The sequence below is a fragment of the Hyphomicrobium denitrificans 1NES1 genome (assembly GCF_000230975.2).
Taxonomy (GTDB): Bacteria; Pseudomonadota; Alphaproteobacteria; order Rhizobiales; family Hyphomicrobiaceae; genus Hyphomicrobium_B; species Hyphomicrobium_B denitrificans_A.
Genome location: NC_021172.1, coordinates 3,660,157 through 3,684,915, shown reverse-complemented (window position 1 = coordinate 3,684,915; position 24,759 = coordinate 3,660,157). Strand labels below are relative to the sequence as shown.

Annotated in this window: 23 protein-coding genes; 4 read left to right on the top strand and 19 right to left on the bottom strand. The window is 52.5% G+C overall.

Annotation, left to right across the window (positions count from 1 at the left end; genetic code table 11):
• Positions 1 to 13 precede the first annotated feature (13 nt).
• The 3 genes from HYPDE_RS17745 to HYPDE_RS17735 all read right to left on the bottom strand — a co-directional run bounded on the left by HYPDE_RS17745 (position 14) and on the right by HYPDE_RS17735 (position 5,103).
• Positions 14 to 4,183, bottom strand: a complete 4,170-nt coding sequence (locus HYPDE_RS17745; protein WP_144061313.1) for a hypothetical protein — start codon at positions 4,181 to 4,183, stop codon at positions 14 to 16.
• Positions 4,184 to 4,282: 99 nt separating this feature from the next.
• Positions 4,283 to 4,720 (bottom strand): hypothetical protein, encoded by a 438-nt coding sequence (locus HYPDE_RS17740; RefSeq protein WP_015599938.1) that lies wholly within the window; start codon positions 4,718 to 4,720, stop codon positions 4,283 to 4,285.
• Positions 4,720 to 5,103, bottom strand: a complete 384-nt coding sequence (locus HYPDE_RS17735) for a hypothetical protein (RefSeq protein ID WP_144061312.1) — start codon at positions 5,101 to 5,103, stop codon at positions 4,720 to 4,722. The genes HYPDE_RS17740 and HYPDE_RS17735 overlap by 1 nt, the downstream gene beginning before the upstream one ends.
• A gap of 175 nt (positions 5,104 to 5,278) precedes the next feature.
• Between HYPDE_RS17735 and HYPDE_RS17730 the strand changes: the two genes are divergently transcribed.
• Positions 5,279 to 5,539, top strand: a complete 261-nt coding sequence (locus HYPDE_RS17730) for a hypothetical protein (RefSeq protein ID WP_015599936.1) — start codon at positions 5,279 to 5,281, stop codon at positions 5,537 to 5,539.
• A 5-nt stretch (positions 5,540 to 5,544) separates the two neighbouring features.
• Here HYPDE_RS17730 and HYPDE_RS17725 read toward each other — a convergent pair whose 3' ends face one another.
• The 7 genes from HYPDE_RS17725 to HYPDE_RS19230 form a co-directional block, all read right to left on the bottom strand.
• Positions 5,545 to 6,774, bottom strand: coding sequence for a hypothetical protein (locus tag HYPDE_RS17725; RefSeq protein WP_015599935.1), 1,230 nt, complete (start codon positions 6,772 to 6,774; stop codon positions 5,545 to 5,547).
• A gap of 38 nt (positions 6,775 to 6,812) precedes the next feature.
• A complete protein-coding gene (locus tag HYPDE_RS17720; protein WP_015599934.1) occupies positions 6,813 to 7,163 on the bottom strand; it encodes a hypothetical protein in 351 nt (116 codons plus the stop codon).
• 208 nt (positions 7,164 to 7,371) lie between these two features.
• The gene (locus HYPDE_RS17715; RefSeq protein ID WP_015599933.1) at positions 7,372 to 7,710 is read right to left on the bottom strand and encodes a hypothetical protein; all 339 of its coding nucleotides are present in this window, start codon (positions 7,708 to 7,710) and stop codon (positions 7,372 to 7,374) included.
• A 155-nt stretch (positions 7,711 to 7,865) separates the two neighbouring features.
• Positions 7,866 to 8,177: a hypothetical protein gene (locus HYPDE_RS17710; protein ID WP_015599932.1), complete on the bottom strand. Its 312-nt coding sequence runs from the start codon at positions 8,175 to 8,177 to the stop codon at positions 7,866 to 7,868.
• Complete coding sequence (locus HYPDE_RS17705; RefSeq protein WP_015599931.1) at positions 8,164 to 10,614, bottom strand: DUF5906 domain-containing protein; 2,451 nt, start codon at positions 10,612 to 10,614, stop codon at positions 8,164 to 8,166. The genes HYPDE_RS17710 and HYPDE_RS17705 overlap by 14 nt, the downstream gene beginning before the upstream one ends.
• 2 nt (positions 10,615 to 10,616) lie before the next feature.
• Positions 10,617 to 11,000 carry a hypothetical protein gene (locus HYPDE_RS19235; protein ID WP_015599930.1) on the bottom strand — a complete coding sequence of 128 codons (384 nt, stop codon included), beginning with the start codon at positions 10,998 to 11,000 and terminating at the stop codon, positions 10,617 to 10,619.
• Between the two features lie 331 nt (positions 11,001 to 11,331).
• Positions 11,332 to 12,405, bottom strand: a complete 1,074-nt coding sequence (locus HYPDE_RS19230; RefSeq protein ID WP_015599929.1) for a hypothetical protein — start codon at positions 12,403 to 12,405, stop codon at positions 11,332 to 11,334.
• 1,574 nt (positions 12,406 to 13,979) lie between these two features.
• Between HYPDE_RS19230 and HYPDE_RS19225 the strand changes: the two genes are divergently transcribed.
• Entirely contained in the window at positions 13,980 to 14,162 is a 183-nt protein-coding gene (locus tag HYPDE_RS19225) for a hypothetical protein (protein ID WP_144061311.1), read from the top strand.
• A 55-nt stretch (positions 14,163 to 14,217) separates the two neighbouring features.
• On the opposite strand, the gene HYPDE_RS19440 is transcribed toward HYPDE_RS19225, so the two are convergent.
• The 6 genes from HYPDE_RS19440 to HYPDE_RS17660 form a co-directional block, all read right to left on the bottom strand.
• On the bottom strand, positions 14,218 to 14,478 hold the full coding sequence (locus tag HYPDE_RS19440; protein ID WP_015599926.1) for a hypothetical protein: 261 nt from the start codon (positions 14,476 to 14,478) through the stop codon (positions 14,218 to 14,220).
• A 331-nt stretch (positions 14,479 to 14,809) separates the two neighbouring features.
• Positions 14,810 to 15,094: a hypothetical protein gene (locus HYPDE_RS17685; protein WP_015599925.1), complete on the bottom strand. Its 285-nt coding sequence runs from the start codon at positions 15,092 to 15,094 to the stop codon at positions 14,810 to 14,812.
• An 81-nt stretch (positions 15,095 to 15,175) separates the two neighbouring features.
• Positions 15,176 to 15,367: a hypothetical protein gene (locus HYPDE_RS17680; RefSeq protein WP_015599924.1), complete on the bottom strand. Its 192-nt coding sequence runs from the start codon at positions 15,365 to 15,367 to the stop codon at positions 15,176 to 15,178.
• 564 nt (positions 15,368 to 15,931) lie between these two features.
• Positions 15,932 to 16,348 (bottom strand): DUF4279 domain-containing protein, encoded by a 417-nt coding sequence (locus tag HYPDE_RS17670; RefSeq protein ID WP_015599922.1) that lies wholly within the window; start codon positions 16,346 to 16,348, stop codon positions 15,932 to 15,934.
• Positions 16,349 to 16,353: 5 nt separating this feature from the next.
• Positions 16,354 to 16,650, bottom strand: coding sequence for a hypothetical protein (locus tag HYPDE_RS17665; protein WP_041320632.1), 297 nt, complete (start codon positions 16,648 to 16,650; stop codon positions 16,354 to 16,356).
• A gap of 91 nt (positions 16,651 to 16,741) precedes the next feature.
• Positions 16,742 to 18,031: a tyrosine-type recombinase/integrase gene (locus tag HYPDE_RS17660; protein WP_081625144.1), complete on the bottom strand. Its 1,290-nt coding sequence runs from the start codon at positions 18,029 to 18,031 to the stop codon at positions 16,742 to 16,744.
• A 568-nt stretch (positions 18,032 to 18,599) separates the two neighbouring features.
• On the opposite strand from HYPDE_RS17660, the gene HYPDE_RS17655 reads away from it, so the two are divergent.
• Complete coding sequence (locus HYPDE_RS17655) at positions 18,600 to 19,523, top strand: hypothetical protein (protein ID WP_015599919.1); 924 nt, start codon at positions 18,600 to 18,602, stop codon at positions 19,521 to 19,523.
• Positions 19,524 to 19,801: 278 nt separating this feature from the next.
• Here HYPDE_RS17655 and HYPDE_RS17650 read toward each other — a convergent pair whose 3' ends face one another.
• The gene (locus tag HYPDE_RS17650) at positions 19,802 to 21,508 is read right to left on the bottom strand and encodes an acyltransferase family protein (protein ID WP_015599917.1); all 1,707 of its coding nucleotides are present in this window, start codon (positions 21,506 to 21,508) and stop codon (positions 19,802 to 19,804) included.
• Between the two features lie 607 nt (positions 21,509 to 22,115).
• Here HYPDE_RS17650 and HYPDE_RS17645 point away from each other — a divergent pair.
• Entirely contained in the window at positions 22,116 to 22,766 is a 651-nt protein-coding gene (locus tag HYPDE_RS17645) for a hypothetical protein (protein ID WP_015599916.1), read from the top strand.
• A gap of 524 nt (positions 22,767 to 23,290) precedes the next feature.
• Here the strand turns inward: HYPDE_RS17645 and HYPDE_RS19870 are convergent.
• A complete protein-coding gene (locus tag HYPDE_RS19870) occupies positions 23,291 to 23,470 on the bottom strand; it encodes a helix-turn-helix domain-containing protein (protein ID WP_015599914.1) in 180 nt (59 codons plus the stop codon).
• A gap of 226 nt (positions 23,471 to 23,696) precedes the next feature.
• Positions 23,697 to 23,930 carry a hypothetical protein gene (locus HYPDE_RS19220; protein WP_015599913.1) on the bottom strand — a complete coding sequence of 78 codons (234 nt, stop codon included), beginning with the start codon at positions 23,928 to 23,930 and terminating at the stop codon, positions 23,697 to 23,699.
• Positions 23,931 to 24,759 lie beyond the last annotated feature (829 nt).

Sequence of the window (24,759 nt, the reverse complement as noted above, 5' to 3'; positions counted from 1 at the left end):
CCCCGCGTTGTTTTTAATTTCGTGGCCAATCCATCACGTTCCCGACGTATCGCTCTCCTTCGTTCAAGACAGGCTTCAACCAGAAGATTGAACTGCCGGGGATCATACGCATAGCCCGCCTGTAATCCTGCCTCGTCAACTGGTGGTCAGGATCAAACACACCGTCGCTCACGGAACGAAGTGTCTTCTGCAAATCGTCCAACTGCCCAAGGCTCGGACCAAACAAGACTCCCGCCGTGCTCACATTCCGAGTTCGTGAAGTCCCGCCCAATTCGTCCTTGTCTTCGCCAGTTACAAACCGACCGGCAGACTGGATAGAGGGAAGGCCGAGCTTGTCGAGAATGTTTGAGCCCTCGAACAGAACACCAAACACGCTCGAACGATCTAGGGCATTATAAAGTTGCTGAGACGGTTTATCGTGCCACTCCTGAACGTACTTTTCCCAAGCGCCGTCTTCACCCCGAGTGCCGGTCAAACCTTGGTCGTTCACAACTCGCTTCGTTGCATCGATCAGAGCACCCATGAACACGAGGCCCATAAGTCCGGTGTAGACGTTAGCGGCGTACTGTTTGTCGATTGAAGCAAGCTGCACGTTTCGCCCGATCAGCCGCATTTGCTGAGCGATCATAAAGTTTCGGAACTGAAGCACTGTGCGACCGACTGGCGAACCTGCCCAAGCTATGCGATCAGAAAACGTCGGCGTCGTAATCGTGTTGAAGCTCTCGTTGTAGACGGCTTGACGGAATGCCTCACCAACCTTCTTATCTGCCCACGTATCCCAATGAGCTACGGGAATACCGGCAGCAAGTTTCCGGTTGTCAGGCTGCGTAAGGTAGTGATCGCGGAACTGCGCTAATCGCCCCTCGTCAATTCCAAGAGACGCCATCCAAGCTCGTTCGCCCTTAGATGCCTTTGCCCAACCGGCCATAGCATTCTGAACAATCCGAGCCTGCGTTGTGTTGTAGGCAACCTGTTTGACGAAGGTGTTCCAATACGTGATGCCTGAATACTTTGAAAACTCTTCTGCCATCCGACGCATTTTGTACATTGGGTCCGCCTGGGAATAGACGTTCCCAAGATCGCCCATTGCCGCCATGCGAGAGTTAAACTCAAGTTCCATGTTCGCAGCAGACAGACGAGACAGCCTGCGCAAATCATCGTCACCGCTCAACAACGCCTTCCGCATATCGCGAACTAAGGGGAGCAACCCGAACTTCACTGCATTTCCGAAACCCTGCGACAGAGCAATGTTAATCGGATCACCGAGAGACGAAAGAACCGTACCGCCCATTTTCGTGACGTAGTTGAAGATGCCCACCGCTTCGGCTGCACGAGTGATGCTTGCCGGGCTCGGGTTCTTTTGGACGCCACGGGCAAAGTCGCGAAGTAGCTCAATGTTTGCAATGTCCCTGTCACGGCGATACTGAATATTCTTCTCAGCTTCACGACGGGCAACGTTCATGTTCTCAGCAAGCTTGGCCGGATCGTTGTGGTATTTCTTTTCGAGCTTCGCCTGGACTTCCTTTGGCACCGTCACATTGGAAAGCAAGTTGTCGTATTCGGCCGTGACTTTTTTAAGCGCTTCGGACAATCCAACGTCACCAACTTCGTGCATGACGGGTTTGCCTGCCTCATCAACGAGCTTCTTCCCGTCATCACCTATCTTCGGCACAGACTTCTTGAAGATCGTTCCGAGCGCGGCGTCAGTACCGGCAGCATGAACGTACATTTCCGAAAGCTTCATAGGATCGCGAACAACCCAACGCCGGTCCATCAAGTCAGTATGGTAGGCTGGATTTTTGCGAGCTTTGAAGTAACCGCGTGTCGAACCTGGAAGCTCGTGACCAAAAATGTACCGCGTCTTTCCCGTTATGGCGTCGTAAAGACCCTGTGCTCGCGCTTCTGCATCCTTGGCAACACGCTCAGCATCAATCGCACCATTTCGAGTGTACTTTCTAAGTGTGTTCTCAACACCGTCTTCGAGCTTCACGCCGCGAGCGGCTAGGACATTGGCTCGCCCTTCGTCTTCAGCTTCCGCAATGAGCCTGTCACGTTCAGTGCGGGAGGCATCGATCCGTACGGCGTGTTCTTCAACAACCGTCTTCCGTACTTCCTTTAGCTGGCCGTCAAACTTCCTAATTTCCTTCTCTGTCTCTCTCCGAACGCGACCGGCTTCCTTTTCCGCCGCTGCATCGATACGCGAGATTTGCTTGTCACGCTCCAGCGTTGCTATTCTACGTTGATCGCGAGTCAGACTGCCTTCAATATTCTTCTGACGCCAAGCATCCTGAACCTCGTCAACGTCCTTCTGGCGCTGTGCGGCAATGTCCTGAAGCTTCTCGTCCCGAACAACCGTCGCATTAATCCTCGCATCTTTGATCTTGTCGCGCTGCTCAAAATGTGGGCGAAGATCGGAGACGGTGTTGCCTTCAGCGTCAATGGTCGGGGCCGGTGCTGCCTCGTCCTTATCGAAGCTCTCTAACGCCTTGTCTCGTTCGCCAGTGATGCGCGCAGAGTCAGCTTGAAATGCCTTCCACGCTTCCACCCGCGTTTCGCCAACAGTGCCAGGTGTCACAACCTGAGTTTCTATGGCTTGCTTGCCGGTCTTCGGATTGATTACAGGTGCGCCGTTCTCATCAACTTTCAGCACCTTTTTGGAAACGCCAAGGTTCGCAATCTTCGCATCTTCAACATCGGATGCCTTAACGCCCTTCGCGATCAGTGCTTGCCGGGCTTGGTCTTCTATTTCCCTTTGATAAGCGCCAGCATGGTACGATAGAAAGTCACCCTTCTGAGCCATGACCTGATTGGCGTCGTACACAATAGGGAAGTAGCCAATCGAGTTCTTCGGCTGAAGGTCTTCTGTGAACATGCCGTTCTTGATTAGGTCGTTCTTGATCGGCTCGAAAATCCTATCATGCATGACCTGTGCGGCCTGATTGATAACCGGGTCTTCGAACATCTGACCATTGGCGAGAGAGGTGGCAATCTTGTCATTGAAGGCTTCGCGGTCGTTACCGTATGCGGCTTTATTCTTACGCCAAATCTCGTTGACTTCGCGAACAGCCTGCGCCCACTCGCCATGATAGCGGCCGATGATTGCTTGAACGCTTTCCTTCGACGCAATGCCCGCTGCATTCTGAGACGAGATGGAAGGGTTGTTCGTCATCCTGGCAATGATGTCACGAACGGCACCGGACATACTGCCCTCGGAATCGATGCGAGGATTGCGAAGAAGATCACCGACGAACGGAACGTTGCCAAGCTTCTCTAACGACTCGAACGCGCCGCCAGAAAAGAGACGGTCAGGACCATCTAGCCCGCGAGCCGCCGTCTGTTCGTAAATGTCGAGTTGCTTAGCACCGGCAGTCGTCGCTTGCTTGAAGCCCGTCGCTGCGTCCGCTCTCACATTATCGAGGCGATCAATGGCTTTCGTAGCTTCGCCGCCAAGGATGCCATGTACGCTTGCGCCAAGAACGCCGCTCAGGATCGTTGCAGAGCCGATAGATAGAGCCGCGTCTTCTTTGGTTCGAAGTTGCTGCGACGCTTGAAGCGGGATTTCCCCAACTGTGCTCGCAAGCGTACCGGCCAACGCAGTTTCTAACGCCGCACGGGCTGCGCTTCCGAGCTTGGCCGCGCCTTTCACCGCAATGCCGCCCGGCAGCAACGTCGGAACGTCGGCTAGACCGGCAGCAAATCCTAACGCTGCTCCCGTCCAACCCGATGCCTGCTGAATGCGCTTGTCTTCAAGTTCGCGTTCAATGTCAGCATGAATGGCATCAAATTCCGCTTCAGTCCGCGCACCTTTGAAATAGTCGAAGTACGGTTGGAAGTTTTGGGCTTCCACCTTCTGCACAATATCGTGGTGCGTTAACGGCCGGGAGTCGTCCTGTTCCGACAAAGCATTTGCGAGCGCCTTGCTCGAAAATATCGAGCCGATAGTGTTGTGCTGGCGAAACTCTGCGCCGACGATTTCAGCAAATGAAGGGTCAAGGTCTTCGGGAGTCATCGCTGCTTGACTGAGTGAATGAGCAGCCCACGCTACGGTATTGTGCGCTTCAATCAGTTCGTCGGGATTAGTTGGCGCAAGGATAAGCGCGCCCTCTTCGGGTGTCATGTCTTCTTGGTACTTTGCGAGATTGCGAGCGAGTTCGCCCGGTAGTTTGTCTACGTTGTCTGTCATCTTCCCTGTGTCTGAAAGCAAAAAAGCTCGCGCGACCGAATGGCCACGGAGCAACATTAGATGTCTGTATGAAAGATTACGTGTTCGCGTTTGCGCGACTTACTGATGTTTCATAACGGCGGTGATTATCATAAGCGCCAAAGCGCCAACGGGAATCAGAGTCATCACCGCCATGAACCGTATGCTGAAGCGGTCATTCTCAGCATCACCTAACGATTTATGAGCAGGCGGCACGTCAAGGCCACACGCCCACTTGAAAGTTGCGAAAGCCTTTTGAACGCGTGTACCGCTACGCTGCTTTTCCATCTTTCGTTCGGAGACAATGTGCTGAACATACAGCAATCTCCGCTGCGCTTCAGGTTTCGCGAGTTGATCGTAAGCACAGGCAGTTAGTGGGCCAGAATGACGCTCAATTAGCGAAAGAATGTCTTCTGGCACTTCCGCAATAGCCGATTGTGCGGGCTCGTTAGCGAATGCCACAAGCCTAGCAATCGACTCGTCCAATCTATCGCTTGCTGATGTGATCTGCCGAGTCATCAATCTTCCCCCTCCATTTCTATTTCGCGACACGACTTACCAAACTTGGCAATCATTGTACTGTGGCTTTCGTCAACGTACACCGGCTCAGTCAGAGCAGGTATGAAGGGAAGAGCGTTACCACTATCTCGTGCCGCCGCTTCCTTCCACTCCCGTTTCATTCTGCGCAAGTCTTCAATAGGCGCAATAAAAAGCTGAAGACATTTTGGAGTGTACATTCTAGGCCGGTCGTCAAAGTCACCAAGGCCAAGCATCACTCCTTTTTTCGGACAGTAGGTGAAGAGGTCGTTGTTTTCTGCGTCTGCCACGACAAGCAAATCATGCGTAGTCGTCATCAGCGAGAACGGTAAACCTCTCGTTCTCAGAACTTCAATTGATTTCATCCAATCCTTCTATGTTCAGAATTACAATGTTTTAGCATGCGTGTGTGTCGGCAATGACTCAGCGCGCAGGAACTCAATTCCCTCTGCCGTCGTTGAGTTGACAGAAGCCGTCCAAATCAGATGGCTTATCGGGACGCGTGATGCCTGTTCGTTTTTGCACGAGAGGTAAGCTGCTATGACCGCCAATCTGGTTTTGATTAGTGAAGAGCGCGCCAAAAAATCCGAAGAACAACGGCAAAGACTTGTTACCGGCCTTCAGGAATTATTAGCGAAAGCGGAAAGCGGCGAACTCAGAGCCATGTGTTATGCCACTATCGACAATGACGGTGAGAGCGTAACATTGGGCGTGCTTCAAGGCGGCAACACTGGGATGCACGAGCTAGTCGGTCTATCTCAGATGCTCAGTGATAATCTTTTGCACGCCGTCCGCGACTAGGTGATTTAGACCGCTGTTACGATCCCGAGAGCGGGCACAATCGTCGTCCCGTTCCGCGAACTTCTGACGCGGACAACTCCGTCCCTCTTTAAGTCCCGAACGATCTGGCCAATACGAGTTGCAGTGACTCCGTATCGCTTCCCAAGCCCTTCATACGTTGAACGCAATCCACCCTTTGCAGTGTTAACTTCTGACAAAAGTCTCTCGCGAACGCTCAGCAAGGGAGTGACAGGGGCTTGTCGTTCGACTTCCTGAAGCCCCTTCAAAGAGCCGTCAGCATTGCGTGCCTGCGATAACAAGGGCGTAGCGGACGACGAGGGGACTTGTGCTTCCTTCGCGGACTCTTGGGAAACAGGCTTTCCGAAATCCCCTTCAGGAAGACTTAGGGCCATCCCGACTGCCAAGCTCACCGAGCCGCCCAATTCGATAAGTAGCACTGACAACAGAGCCAACGCCGTGTTCACCTGTGCGACCGTTACGGAATAGCCAAGTGCTGCCAAGAACGAGACAAGGGTCCGCGCATCGCTGTTCACGACGCGGGGCGGCGGGAGTGCGGCTAGTTCAGTCCGAGCCGTATCGAGCTTGCCTTGCCAATCCCGTTGCTCAATCTCTGTCGCTTGGGCTTCCGCAAGGTCTTTCCGAAGCTCCGCAACATGGGGACATTTCTCCCTTGTGCGAGGCCCGTTGATTTCTTTGCAGCCTTCAAGCTTCGGGTCTATCAGGATGCCCTGTATTTCAGCATCTATTGCGCTGCTAGGCCGTTTCTCAGGGAGCTGCGATAGGTGAGCGGTAGCTTCACTAATGGCCTTCTGTGAGTCTGTACGATGGCTTGCGGCGCTATCTTCGGAAAGAGCCGCAGACATTCTTTGACCCGTGGCCGAACCGACAGCCGCAACCACACTATAGGTGGCACAGAGCGCAAGGCCCAACGCAATGAAGGTCGCGTGCCCGTAGCTCTTAGCGGCCAAGGCTTTGAAAAGTGCAGCGGTCGCAAGCAAAAGAGTCGTGCCAACCGCAATAGCAAGGACTGCCCAAATGATTTGTGATGGCAGCGTGTCGCCCTTAGACCAACCGTAAACGGCGTTCGTGCTGATCGATGCGAGCGAGAAAAGTGCAGTGCAAGCGTAAGCCGTTTTAGCTTGCCAAGTTAACGCAATGTTACTAGGAAGAGTCATGGGTTTAGCTCCTGCTTGAGACAGGGGTTGAATCAAATGAGGGTCGGATGTTTCCAGCATCCGGCCCTCGTGCTTTTTGGGAGTCTGATTCGTTTCGGTTACGCGAAAATTAAATTCCCCTCAAATGCGCGCGCATCCTGCCCGAAGCCAAATCCGATATTGTCTATTTCGCATTCCGCCTCGTAGGCATCGTCTTCGGCAATCTCCCGCATCCAATTTGCCCACTCGCGTTCGCCCATTTTCAAGCGCCACCACCAAGTAACGAGCGCTTCAAGGTTGTGGCTGAGCTTTTGAGGAAGCCGACCAAGACCGACGCAGTTATCGAAAACCTCACGCGCACAGTCGTCTATTGCCTCTCGGATTGATTGCGGTGTCCATTTATTAAACGCCGTAGAAAGAACTCGCGCCCATTTCGGAAGCCGCTCAACTTCTTGTGGATGAATAATCATTGTTTCTGCCCTCTCTGAATAAAATCACGAAACGCCCATTCCGTGACATTCGAGAAAATGGGCTGATTTGCGAGTTCGGTAAATAGGAAATAAAATCAATATGTTAGTACAGTTTGTATTACGGTATGTATACAGTACTGTACTTTTCACTGCTAAATTGGCGACGAGATTAGCTATTTCCCGCCGCCAATTCATATTAGCCTATCCGTTACGCAGCCATATAGTCGGCGTAATAAAGAGCTTCTTCTTTTGCGACGACAGATGGCGTGACGTTGAACAATTTGCCAAGCGTTCCGACTACGTGTGATGGCGGGTAATTCCCACGCTTAGCCCACACGAAATCGATAGCGATGCAGCGTTTTATGTAGTTCTCAAAAGTGAGTTCTTCGTCTGGCGCTGCAAGTCGTTTGAAGTGATCTGCGAACTCGCGATAGCAGGCACGGCCATAGTGAATTAGGTCCCCATGCCCGCGATCCTTTTCTTTTGACGAGTCGCGCGCCATCGTTTCTTCGACGGCTCGGACAAATTCTTCCGGTGTTTCAAACATTCTCTGACACTAAAAATACTAACTCGGCATCTTACGCCTTGCCGCTACTCGCACGGGCAAAAGCTTATCGTGCATTCACGGGCGAACTTTCCCTCGTTTACGTTTGAACCGCTCGTTTCGGTCAGCGGGATAACCTACGCCCTTCACTAAGCGGACTACGCAGAACGCTTCCGCAACGTCTCAAGCTTCTTTTCGAGTCGCGCGATTTTCTTGTTTGCTGATCGAAGTTGACGGCCGGTTTGCCGATAAAGTTTGCGCCAGATTTTTGCAGTACCGCTTACCGTATCTGCGATCTGATGCCATGCTTCGATTTCGGCAATAAGCTCATCAGCCGTCACGTTCGCGAGCGGGTGTCTCTGCTGCTTATGGACGAGCGCCTTAAATCGCAACTCCCGCTCGCGCTGTGTGACCGCTTCGGCGGAATACTTCTTTCTGATCGATGCTGCTACGGACTCAAAGTTGATCACGTTGGTTTTCGTTCGAGCCACGTAAGTTAGCCTCATGCCCTAATGGTTCACAAATTGTGATCGGCAAATTTAGTTTCTTGGAAACTCGTGCTCTGAACTCATCAATTGGCGGGAAGACATAGTGGTAACGTCGCATACCGCTAGCCATTCTCATGCTTTTCAGCACACCCACTTCCGAGAGGATCATACCAAGGCGAGTATCGAGCGCACGCCCCTCGTATTCATCGCAATAACCTCGCGCCGTGTTTTGAACGGCGGTTGTGGAAACGACGGTTGAAGAAGTTCCGAGGTCATGGGCAAAACTTGAAAGATCGTCTCTTGGTATCTGCCCGGACTTCGCCGTTTCGAACAAGAACCGCTCAACACCGCTCAATGAGAACTCCCGTTGCCGTTCAAGTCCAGCGGTGGCAGGCGGTGTGTACAAATCGCTCTCAATTTTTCGATCCAGCAGTTCATGCGCCATCGCCTCAACACCGGCGTCGTCATACATCTGTCGAAAGATTGGGTCGAAGTAGGAACGGTCGTTAGCGCGGTCAAAGTTGAAGTCGGCAATGAAGTAGCGCCGCTCATCCGTGCCAGCCGGAACAATCCAATCCTCGTTACTATTGAACCAGTGTCGCGCATAGTTCGGCTGCGTGATCGGGTCTAATCCCTTCCGTTCCAACGTCGTCGTCGCACCGGTAATGCGTTCCTTTAAAGCGTTGCCACTTGCGCGCGAACCGCCCCAGCTCGCTTCTTCAAGAAACACCAACACGCTTTGCCCAATGACGGCGTTGAACCGGCCAACAATCTGATCAGAATTCGTTACCGTGGCGACGTGTTGCATCCCATAGATTTTCTGCCAGAAGCCTGCAAACATAGATTTGCCTGTGCCCTTCTGAGCGGATCGCAGCACGATTGCAGAACCCGGCTTCCTCTGTGGCTCTTGTATAAGCTGCGCATTCCAATCAAGAAGCCAATTGAAATGGTCTTCATTACCGCTGCACATCATCAGCATGTGCTGTTTGACAAGCGACCAATCACCCTTACGCGGCGTGATCCGAAGGCCACCCCAAAGGTTTAGATAATTTCTCTGGACGATTGATGGTTTCACAGACGAACCCGGAAACATCCCAACGCCTTCGTAGTAGCGCCGCCCGGGCCAACGCTCCCATTTATTGAATGCAGTGATCGGCCTATTTTCCGTGCCACCGACAACCACCGCACCATATTTCTGGCGAGCGGCCTCCGTAGACATGAATACAATCTGATTTCCAATAAGCGGATTTGCTTCCGCCTTTGTGACGAGAACCTTGCCGCCGATATCAACAACGGAATGGTCCGCGTTCATACGCTGCATGAGTTCGCCAAGCTCGTCTGCGTCCCAATCGCCTTTGGTTTCAGCCTTCTCGCGGCAAAGCTTGGTTCCCCACTCCAATGCGCTTTCGTCGAAGGCGACTTTCTCAGAAACTTCGAGAGGGACAATTATAAGTTCGCGCCGTTGTGGCGGCTTCCATCCGTGCTCTTTTGCCAACGCAAACAGCGTCCCGAGCTTCATCAACTGGCCGTCGTAGTTTTCAGGATTGAACGATAGCCACTTTGCACGCTGATCAGTTTCATTGAATTTGGGCGAAGTTCGCGACCATTGCACCCAAAAATCGTAAGCCTGTTCGCTACCACCCGTTTCATGGTGCAAAGCCATGCCGACCTTAAGCCACTCGTCACGGTCACCGTTAGGAATGAAGGCGAGAGCGGCCTGAACTTTCTCGGTATCGAAAGCATTGACGCCCAGCGTTATGGCGAACTTTTCAATATTGCGCGGACGCTGGCTATTCCGTTCCGTGGCAACTGCTGGAAAGGCATCAAGAAGTTGGCGAGTATTGTATCGCTTCGCGTTCTTGCCGTTCTTTGGAGAAACAAGTTTGACGGGGAATGGTTCGCCTTTTGTATGCATGAACCCCGGTACGCGAAGGACACGCGCTATGTCTTTGGCGTTCTTGTCAGCGTTATAAGTTTGAACAAGGCGCGCTTCTATGCTCGCGAATTGCGCCGGAGCCATATCGTCTTCGACCAGCCAATAGACTTGCGCTTTGCCGGGCGACGTTTGCACAATCATAGACGGCTGCAATGGAAACTGATCGGGAAGACCGTCGTCGAAGTCCGCAAAGACTGCTCTTACACGCGTTATGTTCTTCGCCTTGATACCCGCGCCGTCTGTTTCGTTCACAGTGACGAAGACGCCATATCCCTTTTCGTTTGCAGTCTGTGCCGCAGTTTTCGAAAATCTTGCACTTCCCCGCTGATTGATGATCTTCAGGCCGGTTCCGATATCGTCTAATCGGCTATCGGGTAAAATGAACCGCCAATCAAACTCCTTGGCTTCAGGCGCGAGCAATGCAAGGAAACGCTGAGCTTCGCCGTTTAACGAACTCGTGACTTTTACTTTTTCTGTTTGCATTGTTACGCGCGCAAGCCTTCGTTGGAAATTTCCTCTTGGGCTTTCGCAAGTGCATCGCAAGCAACCATCAGTACACGACGCAACCGTTGTGGCGTTAGCCCATGTGCGGTGATTGTCATGCCCGGTCGGCGATGAAGCCCAAACAATGCTCCATCATCTTCGAAATTGAGCACAACGCCGCCGCCGCCGTCCTTTAAGGCTAGAGCAACAACCTGGGTCATAACCCTATCAACTCGACGCCGTACTCTCACGAGCCTCGGAACATCGGGCCCTTCTTTGTCTAATATTTCTTGCAGCACTTTGGGCACTGTAAAGCCCGATGACTGCACCGTTTCCGTAGTAACGTTTGGAGCATTCTGATTAGTATCAATTGCAATCAGTGGCACTTCGTAAGTCCTTTATTCGTGACAACGCACATCACCCGACGGACCGGGATGGCACGCCAAGTTTGGAAGTCTCTAATTGGGGGGTAGTGTTGTTGTTGACCGTTACGCTACGCGGGCAGTTGCGCGGGGTCGAGTCTTGCGCCACTCGTCAATGGCAGGCTTATAATAAAAAACGCGACCTTCAAATTTCTGTACTGCGGTTTCAGGAAAGCCCCGCAGATAACGCCAAATATTCACGGTGCCGGTAGCAACACCGTAGACCGCTGCAAGTTGCTTCGTTGAAAGCCACTAGTCAGCGGGCAGTCCATGTCTTTTTTCCATTTTACTCCTGTTAAAGCCTACGTCTGTTTGGGTTATGATAGAGTAGGAAACCAATACGTTCTTCTTCTCCTTGTGTGTGAGTGCTCATGCGGGGAGCCAAACTTGGCGTGACCGAACTGCAAAGCCGATCCGCTATTTTGGGAAACCATTTGCCGGATACGGCTGGCTTGTATACTCGGCGCTTAGGCACTTTTCTGATTTTGTAGCCACGAGATTTGAGAGCGCGGAGCAAATCCCTGCGAGCGAGAAAGCGTACAAAATCGTCATGGTGCCTTTCAGCACGAGCCAAGTCTTCCGCGACTCGTGCCGCGTGTCGTTCTTCCCAATACGCCTTGCTAACAGTCTTTCCCGGGGTAGAACCCTGTTTGGCCCAAACGGGCTGATCAGGATGAAGCTTTGGGTAAGTTATACGCGCGGTGGACCTGTCTGGTACATGTCGCACTCGCTGTTGTTGACGTTTCCAAGCCAGCACATGCGCATTCGCATCTGGCCATTCGGTTATACGAAAGGAATCGTCGTAGAATGATTTGGGGAGATTGGTATGTGCGCGCCCGTCCCCGACCGCTGCACCAAAACCAAAATTCTTAAGTGTTACCCGATCCGCCCGGATAAATTCCGCTACCTGCTCAGCCAACTGTGGTGAGGTAAGATCAAGCTCTGAAAGCTGGCGCGTCCGAACTAAGATACCCGCGATGCCACGACTACGGTCTATTTTTTGACCCGCACTACCACCGCCAATTTTGCCTACTGCTCCATTTTGGTAAGAAGGGTCAGCAATAAGCGTCTTGTGCCTACCGCGAACTCCGGGCGGACTGCGCTTCAATTTGTCTACCGGCAGTAAGGTGCGTGCTTCTACCCAATAAGCATTTGCGTTTGAAATAGTGGTGGCTACGTCCCGCTCGTTTTTATCGACAACCTCTTTCGTAGCTAGACCAATTCGCGAGCGACGTTTCGCTACTTTCAACCGCTCTTTAGCTGCCCTGTACTCTCTATACAAAAACGCTGGCCAAATACGCGCATCCGCCTTTGCACGAAACGGATGTTGAGCGAAGCGAAGTAATTCTTCGCGGGCCTCTCCATCCATGGCCTCAATTTTCTTTCTTATGTGACTTGACATATCCCCGTGACTTGTTGTGAAAGTGACCCGTATATCGCCCCGTTAATCGCGGGGTGTGATTTGCTGTGCCGTTAATCCATTCCTAATATATAACGCGCTTCCGGTGATAAGTCGGGGACATTTACGCCCGCTGCCCGAATTGGCGCGTCGAATGTGATTCGGCAGCAACAGAATTGTCCACTCGTTGTATTTGCGATTCATATTCGCAATAGGAGAGTCGTGGGCGGCTGGTTTAATTCGGCTGGCATTTCCCCGTCCAATTCGCAAATGAGTCTGTGGACCCCGTTTCTGTTCGATTGCGCGTGGTTGGGCGCAGATGCACGGGTGCACGGATGAGCGCGCGGTTGGGCTGCACTACCTACACTACCTTGGTTTTGAGGTAGTGCATGCAAAAAGCCCAATAAATACGGGCCTGCTCACTACCTACACTACCTACACTACCTTTTTAAATCGTATGGATATGTATGTGTAATATGCGTGTGGCGTGCAGCGTGCGTGCTGTGCGCGCCGGGCGAAGTGAAAAACGTCGAAAACGTAGTGCAGGTAGTGTAAATGCTTATAGCATATTGAAATAAATCAGTAATCTACTGCACTACCCCCAAAACCAAGGTAGTGCAGGGGTAGTACAGGTAGTGCAAATGCCGTCCGGCTACGAAAAAGAACCTGACTACGGTGGCCGCCCGCCATTTGAACCGAGCCGGATTTGGCCCGTGCCTCTCTCGGTATTGCTCGCGATCATATAGACAGTATGCAACACTCGACGCGACGCGCCGGATAGCAAGGTCGCGTTCCATAACCCAAAGAGGTTTCCATGGCCAAAGGCCAACAGCATTCCAATAGAGAAAAACGCAAGCCGAAGAAGGTCCCCGCACAGAAGCCCCCGGCCGGGTCGGGCTCTGTCTTGGCTACGTTCGCAAAATCCCAGAAGCCCGGGAGCAAACGCTGAACGGCTGCACCGCGAAATAATTCGCATAATTGAACGTTGGCCGTTTGAGACAGACGGAGCAGAATCAGCCTAGCGTCAATCGTCCTGGTCGGAAGACGGGGCATCAAAGGCACATTGCTCATACCCTTACTCTGCGTAACCCAAACCTCCTTGATACCGGAAGGGGTGCCATCAGCGGTGCCCCTTTTTTCGTTTGGCTTCGGCCGCCGCGCCGATTTATCCCGCCGCTTGGCCCGGTAATTTGCGAGTTGCTGCGAGCGCTATCTCTCGTTGCTCGCGGCGTCCGTTGAATTCTTTCCAGGACATGCCGAGCGGGCGCGCGCCCTTGAAAACAAAATTCAAGAACCGTGTGCGCGTCGATAGCAAGTAAGGATAGTCGCACTTCGCTTCCATGTCCGCCATATCCGCCGCCTCCTTACGGCTGAAGCGGACCTAGCCTAGCGCGGCATTCGTTCCTGTACCGCTGGGCACATGCGATTACTTCATGCATCGGCGAAGTGTGAAGATACGTCAGCAGCTTCGCATCTTAACGCACTTTGGCCATTCGAAATCGGACCAAGCTGGAACTGAACCCATGAGCAGAGGTTGGCTCCGTATGGATGATGACGCAAAGATTGCAATAAGGCGGGCGATGGCGGATGATTTGTGGGCTGTCGAATTTGCGAAGCGAGCGGCACCACTGTTGCGTAAAGTGATGGCGAACGAAAACGATGAGCTTCCATCACTGCTCTTGGACAGGCTCGAACGTCTACGGAAATTGGAAAAACTGGACCGCTGACGGGCGAAGCGCGCGGCCCTTACTTCAATCGAGTGGTGACCTTGAGGAACGGGGCTTAGCGGCGAGCAGCAAGCTGTGATGGCTTAGCTTCCACTTGATCCTTGGCCTCGCGAGCTAACCGTGCGGCTCGCAAACGGGCCGTCTTTTCGCGGGTGGCGACTATTTCGGCCTCGCGCTCTTTCAAAGCTGCCACGGCGTCGCGAGCCCGCTGGAGTTTGCTCTGAGCCGCCATGGCCTTAGCTGCTGCAATGTCCCGTTCTGGTTTCATCGCATTAATTGCCGCCTGATGCGCAGCGCTCTTCGGGTAATCCCACATAGCGTACGGATACTCCGTGTCAAAAGATGCGATCCCCCGCTATCAATTTCTACCGCGCACACGCATTAATTTAGAACTGTCGGATAGGTCAGACTAGCCGACGACTGACGGATCGAAACTCCAGATGCATCATCTATGAAGAGCGTGAGTTTGCGGGAAAAAGAAACTGCACGTGCAAACGCAACGGCGTGTGATTTTACCTCGAAGCTCAACATATTTCGTCGGCGCGGCTCTTGGACTACGGTCCACGCCCGCTCTGGTCCTTTGGTTACCAGGATGTATTCACTTTCCACTATCAAAGCTCCTTAAGCGCTAATTAGCGGGCGAAACACTACGCAAAGTTCGGCGTCATGCTCGCTTCGAGGGCGTCAATCTGCTGGGCGACTTCGAGGTCCAACGGATCGATGGCTACCACTTGTCTTGCGCCATGCCCGTATCCATTCGCCGCTATGACTATCGTCGTTGATACGCGCCGATAGGCAACGAACGACAATCCGTCGATAAGTTCTTCGCAGGTTTCGATCTCGTAAGTTCCGGCTTCCAATTTCTCATCGATGCCAGACAGTGAGAAAGGATGCAGAAACGTAACGGACTTGCGCGTTGTTCGCTCCTGCACGACAGCCTCCGAGGTGTTTTGAGCGGTCTTCGCCGCCCCTAGAGCTGATGCTAGGAGCGACGTGTCAACAGCGACGCAGAACTAGAGCTGTCGACCATTGGCAAAGGCATCTACGTCCTTTTGCGCCTGGGCTTTATCCAGCTGATACTTGGACTGAACCTGCGAGACGAGATCGTCTGTCGTTTTGAGCGCCGAGACTTCCTGAGCGCTGATTTTCGACCACTTGTTCGCGATTTCAGAACGCATGCCGGATGTTTTGTTGGCGTCTGCCATGAGGGAAAAATCCTTAAATATTTCTAGAAAAAGAACGATGAGAACACTGATTATTCAAATCATCTATCTAGCGATGTAAGCATCAATAGTGTTCTAATCAAGAATTTCCACGTAAAAATAAAAATAAATCGTAGAATTTTACAAACGAAGCACATCTAAAAAATTTGAGCAACGCGAAGTATACCGAGAATTTTATGCCACTTATAGTCTATAATCCAAAGATATACTGCTGGTATACTGAAGTGAGGTTTTCTCCGCCCATGTGGGTGGTTGGACGCAAAGGCCAAATCACTTCACGACAAATCGACGGTTTTTGGCCTTACTAGATCGCGTTGCGTCAGAGCGTGACGGTCGGAAAGGCGGTTCGCGAGTTCTGCGAAGACCTATCACTTGCACGGCGCGGCCACTCATTCGTGCGCGACGACGAGTGGTGGAATGTGTGGTGCTTTGGAACGAGAGACGACGTCGAGAAATTTCAGACGCGGTTCGGCGGGGAGTTTATGGAGCCGAAGGATAGACCGAAGTGGGGTGGGAAGTCGAAGCGCTAATACCTCAATGTGTCTCTTACTCTTTGCCATCACCGCTATAAATATCGAAGCCAAGCACAAGCCCGCGCGATCCGATGGCACTGAGTGTGGTCGGAGAAAGAGTTAGTCCTTCATTCAAGCTGGATAGGAACAGACCAACGAATATGTTGCCTCGATACCGTGATGCAATGACCTTCCAAGCGTTGATATCGTCACTAAGGTCAGAGAAGATTCTGTTTATCTGCTTGTCGAGGTCACACGGAGGTTCTTTTTTGGCGGCGAAATTCCACGAACCTGTACGGGCAATTTTCTCTTTGCCACTAGGCGTAATCCAAATCCCGCCCTTCTTTCTGCAGCGCGTCGGCTGAGCACCGAGCACACGTGATATTTCCTCCGGATCGAGGTCGTCACCATGAAAACGAAGAGATGCAGCGGTTTCGTGTACCTCAGCCATATGCTCTAAACTTCGTCCCCGTCCCTTACTTCATACTGATACTTCAAATCGCCAAGATCGGAACCATCAAACAATGCTCGTGGCAACGGCTTATCAAGTGCGTAGTGCGCTCGTTGGCGACCATCCGGGGAGGGGGTTGCTTTGCACGCTCGCAGGTCATCAATTCTCACCATTCGTTCCGGCAAGAACCCTTTTTCAAGCCACGCTGTGACGAGCCAAAGCTTCCCGTCTTTCTCAACGGTATCGACTAAATAGAACCTGCCATCTTCGGCCGTGTTGACGATAGTTTTCAGAACTTCCATTTCAAATTTTCCAAATAAATTGTGGGCAAAACCTACGTGCGGAGCGTCGAAATGGTCCTGCACTCAAAGAATGTTGGCCTAAAAAGTATACTTATGCTGTCAACTTTCTGATTTCGGCGCTCTGACGTGGTGTCGTTACGTGTGTTGCCCATGCTTGAAGTGCCTTTCTCACCGGCCCGTCGAGAACCGCGAAGTCATAGTGTGAGCCCGTTACGCTTCCGCTGGCGTGGTGCAAAATCAAATCGCTCACGTCCTTGGAATGTCCGTTCTCGCGTATCCAAGTTGTTAGAGCTTTGCGGAAGTCGTGTCCGTGTGCGTCGTTGATTTTGAGCTTCGACGTTAGCCGCGCCATTGCTCGGGACATGCTCTCGCGGTTGATGTGCGGAGTTCTTGGCTTCTTCCGTGCGATCTTGCCGCTCTCGTCTTCGATCAGCTTTATCTTGTCCGTGTCGGCCGGAAACAGATAACCGCCACGCGTTCCGAGTTTCTTTGCGGCTTCGATCACTGCGACGGCTTCAGAGTTGAGCGGCACATACTGATCCCGCTCTTTGCGCTTCATGCGGTTTGCGGGAATAACCCAGCGCGGATTTGCGGTGCCTAGCTTGAACTCACTCAACTGTGCTCCAGCACATTCCGCCTCGCGCTGCCCAGTAAGCAGGCAAAACTTCAGCAACAGCGCCATACGCTCTGACACTTCGACACACGCGCTAAGGCCATTCCAGATAGCGCGAATCTCTTTGTCCTTCAGCACGCGCTTCCGAGGCTTGGACACATGGATGAAACCAAGGCCCGCTGTTGGATTGAGCTTTACGAGCCGTCGCTTCAGGCCGAATCGGTATGTTGACCCCAGCGCAGACCGTGCCCGATGTGCTAAGGATTTCGACCGTTCCTCGATTGCCGCCAGAACCCCGACAATCTGTTCCGGCTTAATGTCAGCGGCGGGAATGTCGCCCAAGGTCGGGAATACATCGGCCTTTAAAATCTCTTCGTAGCCCTTCATAGTTGAGGCAGCGCGCCTGTCTTCTTTGGCTTTGCGCTCTTCAAACAACTCCCGAAGCGTGAACTCTTGCGCCTTCAGGGTGCGTTCTAACGCTACGTCGGTTCCTTTCTCGACTTCGCGCCTGTGTTCCTCGCAAGCTTTCCTCGCGTCGTGCAGGGTGATTGCATCGCGACGGCCTAGCTTGATCGTCCTGAACTTGCGCTTCTTCCCCTGCTTCACCTGATAGCGATAGGCATAGGTGGCCACCCCGCCTTCAGTGACGATCAGGGTCAGCCCGCGCACCCCGTCAATGCGCCATTCCGTTTGCTTGCCGTCTCTCGTGCCCGCCTTTTCGACGGCCTGACTGTTGAACGGCAATACGTGTTGAGATTTCCCCGCCATGTGCCCCGTGCCCCAGATAAGAACACGTCACTTCTAGCACATGCGATGTTCATTTTCAATGGCCGCTAGCACATCCCTAGCACATAAACCCGCGCTTCCCTGTCCTGACACGAGAACAGGATCGGAGTCATTGGTTGAATTAGAGCGCTAAACACATTGATTCAGCTACAACCGACGGAGAAAAATTCGCAAAGAAAAACTGATGAAATAGCAAGACCTTGTAATTCGTAATGACGGGGTCGTGTGTTCGAGTCACACAAGCGGCACCAATAATATCAATAAGTTGGCGCTCAAGTCACACGTACACCTACACCACGATCCCCGGTTTGATCCCGCCTAATATCACCAGATGCACCCCGGTTCCTGCTGTACTCGACGCTCGGTCGCTTGCTCCTTTACTACGCATTCGCTCAAGAGGTCCTGACGAGGAACACCGCGGACACTCAACAAGGGAGTGCTGGGAAACAGTCTTGCTGAAGTCAGGTTCGGCTAGCAGGATTGAGCGGGGGTAGATTTTCGCATGGCAACACGGAAAGCCGCGAGAATAATGTTCGCACGGGGAGCATCAATGCGGAACACTGGCTTTCTAGGCGCGTGCGCGCAGTTCGTGGCCTCAGGGGCGCGGAACCAGGTCGCGAACGACCGATGGCAGATTACGAACTGCGGCGCTTCGCCAATCACGGCTTTCAGCATCAAGAAAGGCGGGAGGTTCGGTAACGCCGTAATCCAACTCGTCAACGCGGTCCACATCGCAAAACGTTGCGGGATCAAGCGCATCCACGTCGGCAACCTCGATATGCCGCCCGATCTCGTTCTCAAGGACGGGACTTTCGACGGTATCGAATTGATCGCCTCAAGGTCGGCCTCGCGCGAGACGACGCTCTCAGGCACGTTCTTCCACCTTGCAGGCTTCGAGGACTTTGCGCCAACAGCGGCAGAGCGGATTACCCTAACCAAATCGCTGGGATCGAACTACGTTCTGAAAGATATCGGCCGCGAAGGTCCGAGGCCCCGCAAGATGGTCATTCATATCAAGGCCGGGGACATCTTCACTGACGCAGTGCCTCATCCCGGATACACGCAACCGCCGCTCAGCTACTATCAGGTCGCGATCCGTGATGCCGTTCAACGCTATGGCGTCAATGCCGTCCATGTCGTTTTCGAGGACAGGTCAAACCCCTGCGTTTCGGCATTGGAAGAATGGCTTGCCACCACAAAATTGAATTGGAAGTGCACGTCTCTCGGCTTCGTGTCCGATGCGCGAACGATCATCAGCGCGTCGATCGTCTGCATCGGAGCTGGCAGCTTCGCCCCGGCTCTCTTGCTGATGTCGAACCGCGTCAAAGCCGTCTATCGGTTCCGCGCCTCGCAACGGCCACTGCCTCTAGACGCCGATCTGCATCAGATAGTCGAGCGGCCGGGAACATACATAAAAGACTGGCACGGCACGCCCGAACAGCGGCAGTTGATGGTTCAATTACCGACGTTCTGAGCCTGGAAACCTTGCGCGAGCGTCGCTTACTTGCCAACTGCTGGCAGGCTCTGAGCAATCGATTCCGGCCCACAGACAAGCTGTAAGGCTGTCATGACGCGCCCGCCTTCGCCCGTAGGTATTGTAACATGAGCCATCTCTTCCCCGCGTCCGTGTAGTGATAGCTGTCGCGATAAATGATTTCACTCTTTGGCGTTAGAACGGGAAGTTCGGGATGGGGATTGTCGAGAGGCGACCAGCGAAGCATTTGAACATTTGGCTGATCTCGCGAGACCTCATCAATGAGACCCGTTGCCTTTCGGGCATTCTCGCTCACTTTCGAAAGTAAAATCTACGTTGTTCGAATTATTGGCGCGCAATGCTTGCTCTGGGTTTACCGTAAAAGATGGAAGCTGGCTTAAAATGACAAAACTGCAGGGTGATTTTGCCACCAATGCAAAAAGAGCACGAAGATCGTCGGGCTTATATTTTGCCCAGCTGAAAGCCAGATAGATGGTTGAATACGCGCAACTCGTATTTGTTATGAGCGTCAATCGGAGTGCATTCATCTTAGTGCAGTCCGGTGCAGTCGTAGAAAGTAAGAAAGAGCAACCAGCACTATCGAGTTGCGCCAAGCTGTCGGCTTTGCCTGTGGTCGCAAGGAGATAGACGGCAACTTCAGCGGTGCTGTCGGCAAGAAGTAAGTTTTTTCCTTTCAGGCATTCGCCAAGGTTCAGATCATCCAGCAATTTATATTTTTTATTGCCATTGAGCCTCCCAGGTTCGAAGGTGTTACATGCCCAGGACTTCTTAATCGCTGCAGCCCGTATCGTTTCGGTTTGCGCATAAATTTTCTCAGCCTCGTCCAGATCGCTATCCTGTCGACTTGCGGTAAGCGAGCTTGGCATTGCAGACGCGTGAATCTGAGCGAATATGACGGCCATTACGCACGCCGTTGTCGCAGCAATCACCGGCCCGCCGAAGATCACAAAGAAGCGGCTCTTTTTACGCGCAGTTTTTTGGGAAATACGAAAATTAAGCGGCCGTTCAATCGCATAATGGAGAGCAACTCCGGCCACGATCGATAGCAAAAAAGCTAATACCTTGGTCTGAATACCAGCATCGTAAACGATGTTGCTGTAGACGATGATAGGCCAATGAGCCAAGTATATGGAATAAGACGCCAGCCCTAAATATTGAATTGGAAACAGCAGTAGAAGCCGATCCAAAGGTTGGTTCGCAGCCAGTAACACGAGACTCGCAAAAATTACCGTTGGCAATAGAATTGCTGTCGACCACGATTGCGTACCGTCATGCGTGAAAAACAGAATAATAGACGATCCAAGCATCGCATATATTCCGATGCTTGGAAGTAGAAGCCGATACTGGCCTAAGACGAAGTATGCCAATGCGCCCGCCCCGAATTGAAAGGCTCTTGCCGGCATCAGGTAAAAAGCCTCAACAGGCGCCCACCAAAAGATCGCAGCGGACATAATAGCGAGGACGATCAAAAATGCGGCTTTCGCGAAGAAGCGCCAAGCAGATATGAGAATTATGAGCCAGGGCCAAACCAGATAAAATTGCTCTTCTACGCTAAGCGACCAAAAATGTAGAAAGGGGTTCCCCTGTAAGGCTGTGTCGAAGTAACCACTGTGCCGCATGAAGTAGAAGTTCGACGTGGCAGTGAACGAAGCAATAGCCGAATGGACATGCTGCTTCGACAGCAAGCCGTGTCCCGCAAACTCAAAAGCAAGAAGCGTGACGAGAATGGTCGTCGCTCCCGCGGGAAATAATCGATAGAAGCGCCTAAGCAAGAACTCGCGGTAGCGAAGCTTATTTTCAGCCAGGGATTTGGTGACGACAAATCCAGAAATCACAAAAAATAAATCTACGCCGAGATAGCCACCTGGCAGTAGTTTGTGATCGACGTGAAAAAGAAGGACCGCCAGCACAGCAATTGCTCGCAGTCCATCTATGGAGGGGATTCGCGAAGTGCCACTAGCCATTATGGAACCATTTGAAGAGGTGCCGGGCTTTCAACCACAAGGCAGGTACTTGACACAACATGCATTCTCCCAAACTTCCACAGTGTCGCCAGTTGCGAACCTCATTTTCCGCTAACAGGTACGTGGAGTGAAAGCGCGCTCACAGATATGGTCCCTTCAGCGCGGTTTGGTGGGAGTTTATCGAGCTGGAAAACAAGCCGAAGCGTGGGCGGCAAGATGCGCCGAAAATAAATGGCCTCAAGTCTCGTCACCTTCGCTCACTTCATGCTGATACGCCAAATCCCCAAGCTCTAGACTGTCAAACAACGCGCGTGGCAAAGGCTTGTTGAGCGCGAGCTGTGCTCGTTGCCGACCACCGAGTGAGCCACGCACTTTCTGCGGTCTAAGGTCGTCGGTGCGATTAGGCTCTGCGGACGCCCTCGCGCGGCGCTGTTATGTGTTGGCTATGCTTGCAACCCCGCAAATTGGCGAGCGGCGGCGGATGCTGGGCAGCGGCCGCCAATCCACAGAATGATTCAGCAATCGCCGGCACACGATTGAATTGTGTCCGCTGACGTGCATTCATACTGATATACACGCTTAGATTGCAGGGATCGCCATGGGATCAATGGACAATAAAGTGATCGTCATTCCCGTGGCGGTCTCCGACTGCGTCTTGGGCTCCGCCAAAACGGCATTGTGCGACGGGGCGCGCTTGTTTCTCGGTGCGCCCCGAGAACATCTGTCCGCACTCAAGGCAAAGTTCCTTGGTCAGGAGAATGTGCACTGCGAAGAGTTCGACCGATCTTCTCCAAAGCAAGCCGCAGCATTTTTCAAAAAAGCACATGCGCGTTTCCATCGCGTCGATTGTCTGTTGCTGTCAGAAGAGATTTGGCCACCGGACGGCGAACCTGATGAGATCATGGGTTCAGGCGCGCGCATTCTACTGCAGTGCTTGGATGCGAGCCTTCGTTGCGTGGACGAAGAACTACACATCATAACAGTCTCGCAGGATAAATACCGCAGAGCAGCAATATTGATTGCCAGGACGTATCTTCGTGCGAAAATGTCGTCGCCATACTCGACAATCCGAATGACTGCGATTTCGAGCACGGGAACACAAGCGCTGCCGGACGGCCCTCCGCCCCTGACAACAATTCTGGTTCCACGCCAAACCTCAGACGAGCAACAATACGGGGCACGGCAACGCGACGGGAAACGAACGCACACGTCAATCTCAACCCGCCCAAGCACCGCAAACCAAGCTATTCGCCCCTGAGACCACCATCGGTGCTCCTAAGAAGACTATCGCTTTTCGAGTGAGGCGCCGGACATCGTTCCGTTGTGATATTTGTGTACAGTTACTCTCGACCTAAGGACAAGCTTATACTAACGTTCCGTTGAGGGAGCGGGGGCTTGGCCTCATTTGGCTGTTCTATCGCATAGTGGGTGCGTAACGGGCGCATGATGTTGAGTATAAACACATGTGTCAAAAGGAACGGAGGGGTGTTCCTTTCGTTTCAGAGTCGTCCACCAGATCATCTCACTCGCGAGATAGTAGCAACCCCGTCAGTTCTAGCGCTTGTGCTGCCATGTAGGGGTACGCGAATGTGCCGGCAATTCATGTCTTATTTCGAGCCCGACGAAACGACGAGTCTGCTATTTGATGTGTGCGATACGTTAATGGACGCGCTTGATGCAGCGTCGCAAACACGAGACAAGCAAACGTACGAAGCGATAAAGAACTTGCTCGTGCAAACGGCTGTTTTGATCGACGCGAAAGCTGAGGGATTCAGGTCGACATTATAAGGTTGACACAATGTCCTTCAATTCAACCCCTAACGTCTTTGCAATGAGATAGAGTTCAGACGTTCTGAATCTGCGTTCGCCTGCTTCGCTCCGCACGTAATCTGACACGTCCATCTTCGCAGCTTCAGCTACGGTCTCGGCTGTCATGTTAGCTTTCGTTCGAAGATCTCCCACTCGTTCGCCAATCAGCTTGCAGATGTTGGTAATGACACGTCTCCGCCGATGTGCGCGCAAGTAGTCTCGCGTTACCCTACTTCATCTCCGCAAAGCGCGGCGCGCAACCGCCCGGTCAAGCTAAAATAGACTATGGAGAATAGTTCGAATTTGACTTTATATATGTGGGGAAAATACGGCTTAAATACTACACTGCGCAATTTCAACTTGTTGCCAACCCCCTGCTTTAGATGCCGGACATAATGTCCTTCATCCGAACGTCGAGGCACTTCGCGATCCCGAAAAGCTCGATAGCGCGAAACCGACGTTCTCCCCGTTCGGACATGGCATAGTCAGCCAGCGACATTTGAGAGTGGGCGGCCACGTCCGCCTTTGGTTTGTTCGCAGCCATTCGAAGATCGCGAACGCGCCGACCAACCGCTGTGTCCGTCTCAAGTATCTCTTTTGAAAGGCGATTCACGTAGCCATCCTCTATTTAACGACAAATCGAACCACCCATTTCAGGGGCTCGGGCGGCAATATTGGGGCACAACCTGCGTTATAAATTGGACGTGGCATAACGTCTAAACATTGGATCGCGCAATTAGGCCTCCTGGATATGCGCAGTTTTTCTTATCGCAGTATCGCTTTTGGGCCTGTTTGCTTTTTTCAATCCTCTTGCACTACTACGACAATATGCCTCCCGTGTATGCAAAGCAGCTACCGTTCTATCAGTTCGCGCCACGTGGAGAATTGTGACGGTAGACAAGGCGCAAGATGTTCCTCATATGAAAAAAGATATCCTAAGGCGAAACGGAAAGCCGAAGCGACGAAAATGAAAGAGATTCAAATCTAATCTCTTCTGCCGCTTCATACTGAGAAGCCAAATTCCCACCCCCGATCCATCAAAGATCTTCAGTGCATGTAGTGCGCGCCTTACCGCACCGCCAAGTTCCATTTATTGTAGCGAAAAATCAATAAGAAGCCCTGCTGATTGGCAGCAGGGCTTACAGGACTGCACCACCCTCACGTCTGCCGGTTTCGGTCCCGCTCGTCCGACCTAGCAAGCAGCGATGCTCTTCCCGCTATCCTGAGCGGTAGCTAATACTGCCGTCATGAACAAGTCACAATAGATGTAGCTGAACGCAATAAAGAAAAAGGAGCGACGGTTTTGCCATCGCTCCCAGGCCTTTGCCTTTTTTTCAGAACACCGAAGGCATTCTGTGGCTGTCACCCTCGCTAGATTGGCGAATAGCGATTGCAGCGGCTACACAAATACACAAACTGCTGCGGACGACGGCAGCAGCAAA

Coding starts and splice junctions, on each gene's coding strand:
- HYPDE_RS17725 (WP_015599935.1), bottom strand. CDS start 6,774: ATGCTGGAAACATCCGACCCTCATTTGATTCAACCCCTGTCTCAAGCA.
- HYPDE_RS19230 (WP_015599929.1), bottom strand. CDS start 12,405: ATGGATGGAGAGGCCCGCGAAGAATTACTTCGCTTCGCTCAACATCCG.
- HYPDE_RS17745 (WP_144061313.1), bottom strand. CDS start 4,183: ATGACAGACAACGTAGACAAACTACCGGGCGAACTCGCTCGCAATCTC.
- HYPDE_RS17735 (WP_144061312.1), bottom strand. CDS start 5,103: ATGAAATCAATTGAAGTTCTGAGAACGAGAGGTTTACCGTTCTCGCTG.
- HYPDE_RS17705 (WP_015599931.1), bottom strand. CDS start 10,614: ATGCAAACAGAAAAAGTAAAAGTCACGAGTTCGTTAAACGGCGAAGCT.
- HYPDE_RS17740 (WP_015599938.1), bottom strand. CDS start 4,720: ATGACTCGGCAGATCACATCAGCAAGCGATAGATTGGACGAGTCGATT.
- HYPDE_RS17715 (WP_015599933.1), bottom strand. CDS start 7,710: ATGTTTGAAACACCGGAAGAATTTGTCCGAGCCGTCGAAGAAACGATG.
- HYPDE_RS17670 (WP_015599922.1), bottom strand. CDS start 16,348: ATGGCTGAGGTACACGAAACCGCTGCATCTCTTCGTTTTCATGGTGAC.
- HYPDE_RS17720 (WP_015599934.1), bottom strand. CDS start 7,163: ATGATTATTCATCCACAAGAAGTTGAGCGGCTTCCGAAATGGGCGCGA.
- HYPDE_RS19225 (WP_144061311.1), top strand. CDS start 13,980: ATGGATGATGACGCAAAGATTGCAATAAGGCGGGCGATGGCGGATGAT.
- HYPDE_RS17665 (WP_041320632.1), bottom strand. CDS start 16,650: ATGGAAGTTCTGAAAACTATCGTCAACACGGCCGAAGATGGCAGGTTC.
- HYPDE_RS17645 (WP_015599916.1), top strand. CDS start 22,116: ATGGACAATAAAGTGATCGTCATTCCCGTGGCGGTCTCCGACTGCGTC.
- HYPDE_RS17660 (WP_081625144.1), bottom strand. CDS start 18,031: ATGGCGGGGAAATCTCAACACGTATTGCCGTTCAACAGTCAGGCCGTC.
- HYPDE_RS17680 (WP_015599924.1), bottom strand. CDS start 15,367: ATGGCAGACGCCAACAAAACATCCGGCATGCGTTCTGAAATCGCGAAC.
- HYPDE_RS19440 (WP_015599926.1), bottom strand. CDS start 14,478: ATGTGGGATTACCCGAAGAGCGCTGCGCATCAGGCGGCAATTAATGCG.
- HYPDE_RS17730 (WP_015599936.1), top strand. CDS start 5,279: ATGACCGCCAATCTGGTTTTGATTAGTGAAGAGCGCGCCAAAAAATCC.
- HYPDE_RS17655 (WP_015599919.1), top strand. CDS start 18,600: ATGCGGAACACTGGCTTTCTAGGCGCGTGCGCGCAGTTCGTGGCCTCA.
- HYPDE_RS17650 (WP_015599917.1), bottom strand. CDS start 21,508: ATGGCTAGTGGCACTTCGCGAATCCCCTCCATAGATGGACTGCGAGCA.